Consider the following 3,590-nt stretch of genomic DNA (forward strand, 5'->3'; position numbering starts at 1 on the left):
CAGTCGTGGAATGGCTGCCGGTATTCACCCGCCCGGAAACCGTGCAAATCCTACTGGACTGCTGGCAATTCCAAAGGCAGCAATCCGGTTTAAAACTATATGGCTATGTGATCTTGGAAAACCACCTGCACTTCATCGCCCAAAGCGCCAGCCTGAATAAATGTGTCGCCAGCTTCAAAGCCTACACCGCCCGTCAGATTATCGATCATTTACAAGATAAGCGAGCCGAACGCTTGTTACAACGATTACGGTTAGCCAAATGCGCTCACAAGCAGGATAGAGATTTTCAGTTTTGGCAGGAAGGCGTGCATGCAGAACTCATTCTGAACGAAGCTATGATGCGAGAGAAACCATACTATATTCATGCCAATCCCGTCAAACGCGGCTACGTGAATTTACCGGAACATTGGCGCTATTCCAGTGCTTCTAATTATTCGGGACAGCGCGGATTGCTTGAGATCAATTTATGGTAGATGACGCTGGAGCGTCTGAGTGGCGTTACCACGCGGAGCGTCACTGCCATTAAGTTAAGGAAGAACAATCCCTTCTCCCTCCGGGAGAAGGTTAGGATGAGGGGATTAAATAAAGCTTTTTTGCCTTATTATAAATCTCCTCTCCCCAACCCTCTCCAGCAGGAGAGGGAGCTTTTTCTTAACTTAATGGCATTGACGCGGAGCGTGGGAACGATAAAATTTTATAATTAATTATTGAGAATATACGATGAGTACAGCTGTTGGTGTAGATGGATGCAAATGCGGATGGTTCTACTTCCGGCGAGACGGTGAGACAATTAAACATGGAGTTGTCTCTTCACTGGAAATACTGATCAAGACCCTTCCATCACAATCTCGGGTATTCATTGATATTCCAATTGGATTATTAGATGGTGGCTCTGAAGGGCGCGCATGTGACAAAGCTGCGCGCAAAATGCTTGGTAGTAAGCGGTCATCCTCAGTATTTCCTGCACCATACCGCCCAGTACTTTCAGCTAAAACCTATGAAGATGCAAAGTATCAAAGTTTTGTTGCTAGTGGAAAAATGCTTAGTCAGCAAGCATATGCGATTACATCCAAAATTCGAGAGGTCGACGATTTTTTATCAGCAAATAGCAATAAACAAATTGTCATTCGCGAAATACATCCTGAGCTATGTTTCTGGGGATTAAATAAGCGGCAAGCCATGAAAAATCCTAAGAAAAGCGAGGCTGGCTTTGAAGAACGTATCCAAGTACTTGAGCAATTATTACCAAATTTACGATCAATCATCGCTAAACCAATAAATGAATATCTCAGAAAAGAAGTCTCACGAGACGATATATTAGATGCATTAGTTGGTTTAGTGGTTGCCAGTACCTCCGATGATGCCCTACAAACAGCGCCGGTCAACCCAGAAAAAGATTCTGGTGGAAAGATAATGGAAATGGTTTTCACAGAACAACCGAATACTCTTGCACTTTAAATATGCGGTAAGACCTATTTATTCATAGGCAATGTCATACAACCTTAACTTTGTCGCCTAGATTCGATGGAGTTTGAAGAGAAATGCCCTACCCAAACAACAATGAATAATCCTCCCGAATTTTCAGAACTATTGCCTTATGCCGACCGACTGGACCAAGCACAAATCCTCGCCCGTTTCCGCGCCATCGCCGAACAAGGCGCTTTGCGGCATGCCTTGCCCGAAGACTTCGGCGGCTTTAGTGATAACTTTGCCACCTTGTGCCAAACCCATCGCCGACTAGGCAACGTCAGCCGCGACCCGGGGTTGCTGTTGATGATCAACGCGCATTTGTGGGGCGCTGTTTTCCCGGTTTTGCTGTATGGCAACGAGGCACAAAAACAGCGATTTTTACCCAAGCTGATTGCCGGCGACTGGCTGGGCGGCCACGCCATTACCGAGCCCAGCTGTGGTTCCGATGTGCAAGCGATGACTAGCCATGCCGAGCGCACTGAGCAAGGTTTCATCTTATCCGGCGAAAAGCGCTACATCACCAATCTGCCACTGGCCGACTGGTTGGTGGTATATACCAAGCTGGACGGCAAGATCACGGCTTTTCTGGTTTCGCGCCAGGATCAGGGCTGTACATTCAATAATGACGGCAGTTTGAATGCTTGCCGGGGCAGCGTGACCGGTAGCGTGATTTTGGCAGACTGTAAAATTGATAACGACAGACTGCTAGGCAAGGCTGGAGCCGGGGCGCAGATGATACAAAAGGCTCTGGAATACGAGCGAGCCTTTGTATTTGCCGGTATCGCCGGCATCATGCAATGGCAACTGGATGAGGTGGTGCGACATAGCCGGGACAGGCACTCCGGCGGCGTGCATTTGGGGAAGCATCAAGCTATTAGTCATCGTATCGCCGACATGAAATTGCGGCTGGACACTATCGATTTGTGGCTTAACGAATGCGCCCGACTCTGCGATACGGGGCAAAGGCTGACCATGGCTTCTGCGCAAACCAAGCTGTATGCCGCTGAGGCCTTTTTGCAATCCAGCCTGGATGCAGTGCAAATCATGGGGGCAGCAGGACTGGAGCCAGGAAATACCATGACTGAATTGGTGCAAGATGCGCTGGCCGGGCGGCTGTTTTCCGGTAGCTCCGAAGTGCAGAAAAACCTGATTGCGGCTTTGCTGGGTACCGGTGACGCCTATCGCGGCAATAGCCCGGCTGTGCATTCATGAAGTCTCTGCTGGCATATCGAAATTGGCAGCCAACGTTGTTGATGAAAGCTTCCTTGATTTTCACGCTAGCTGCAGCCGTGACGGTTGTGATTTGTCCTGATATTTGGCGTTGGGTTTTGGCAGCCGTCGTCATTGATAATCTGATCCTGACATTCGCCGGGCTCTGGCCGCGTTGTAATTGGGTCGGCTCAAACTGGACCTCCCTTCCTGCCGCCGCCGTTGCCCGTGGCGAAATCGCCATCACCATCGATGATGGTCCGGACCCGGAAGTCACCCCTACCGTGCTGGATATCCTTGATTACTACGGTGCCAAAGCCAGCTTCTTTTGTATCGCCGAAAAAGCTCAGCGTTATCCGGATTTGTGTCGGGAGATTGTTAAACGCGGACATGCCGTGGAAAACCACAGCATGCAGCATAAATACTACCTGCCATTTTTATTGCTGGGCGGCTGGTTTAACGAATTGAATGCGGCCCAGCAGACCTTAACTAACATCACCGGCATCCGCCCCAGCTTTTTTCGGCCACCGGTTGGCTTACGCAATCCATTATTGGACCCGGTATTAAGTCGGTTGGATTTGCAATTGGTCAGTTGGACTCGCCGCGGTTTCGATACTGTCGAAAAAGATGCCAAAATGGTATTGGCTAAATTGGTTACCGGTTTAACCGCTGGCGATATTTTACTGCTGCATGACGGTAAGGCGGCCCGCACATTGGAAGGCGTACCGGTTATTCTTGAAGTGTTACCATCATTATTGGAGGCTGTTGTTGCGGCGAAACTCCACCCGGTAACATTGCAGAGATATGCAAACCAATCAAAATAATCCATAGCCAGCCAGCTATGTCACAATGAGCACCCGGTATTAAGGATTTCGCCAAAAACAACTTCCGTTTATGGTTCCCATGCTTTG

The 3,590-nt window shown here is 48.9% G+C and carries 4 protein-coding genes; all 4 read left to right on the plus strand.

Annotation, left to right across the window (positions count from 1 at the left end; genetic code table 11):
• Positions 1 to 473 (plus strand): REP-associated tyrosine transposase (locus tag A1359_RS22690; RefSeq protein WP_066978485.1); only part of this gene is annotated, 473 nt, incomplete at its 5' end.
• Positions 474 to 720: 247 nt separating this feature from the next.
• Positions 721 to 1,458 carry a DUF429 domain-containing protein gene (locus A1359_RS04240; RefSeq protein WP_066978491.1) on the plus strand — a complete coding sequence of 246 codons (738 nt, stop codon included), beginning with the start codon at positions 721 to 723 and terminating at the stop codon, positions 1,456 to 1,458.
• A 102-nt stretch (positions 1,459 to 1,560) separates the two neighbouring features.
• Positions 1,561 to 2,682, plus strand: coding sequence for an acyl-CoA dehydrogenase family protein (locus A1359_RS04245; protein ID WP_066978494.1), 1,122 nt, complete (start codon positions 1,561 to 1,563; stop codon positions 2,680 to 2,682).
• A complete protein-coding gene (locus A1359_RS04250; RefSeq protein ID WP_066978497.1) occupies positions 2,679 to 3,503 on the plus strand; it encodes a polysaccharide deacetylase family protein in 825 nt (274 codons plus the stop codon). The genes A1359_RS04245 and A1359_RS04250 overlap by 4 nt, the downstream gene beginning before the upstream one ends.
• Positions 3,504 to 3,590: the final 87 nt, after the last annotated feature.

It is taken from the genome of Methylomonas lenta, assembly GCF_001644015.1.
Classification (GTDB): Bacteria; Pseudomonadota; Gammaproteobacteria; order Methylococcales; family Methylomonadaceae; genus Methylomonas; species Methylomonas lenta.

Coding starts and splice junctions, on each gene's coding strand:
- A1359_RS04240 (WP_066978491.1), top strand. CDS start 721: ATGAGTACAGCTGTTGGTGTAGATGGATGCAAATGCGGATGGTTCTAC.
- A1359_RS04250 (WP_066978497.1), top strand. CDS start 2,679: ATGAAGTCTCTGCTGGCATATCGAAATTGGCAGCCAACGTTGTTGATG.
- A1359_RS04245 (WP_066978494.1), top strand. CDS start 1,561: ATGAATAATCCTCCCGAATTTTCAGAACTATTGCCTTATGCCGACCGA.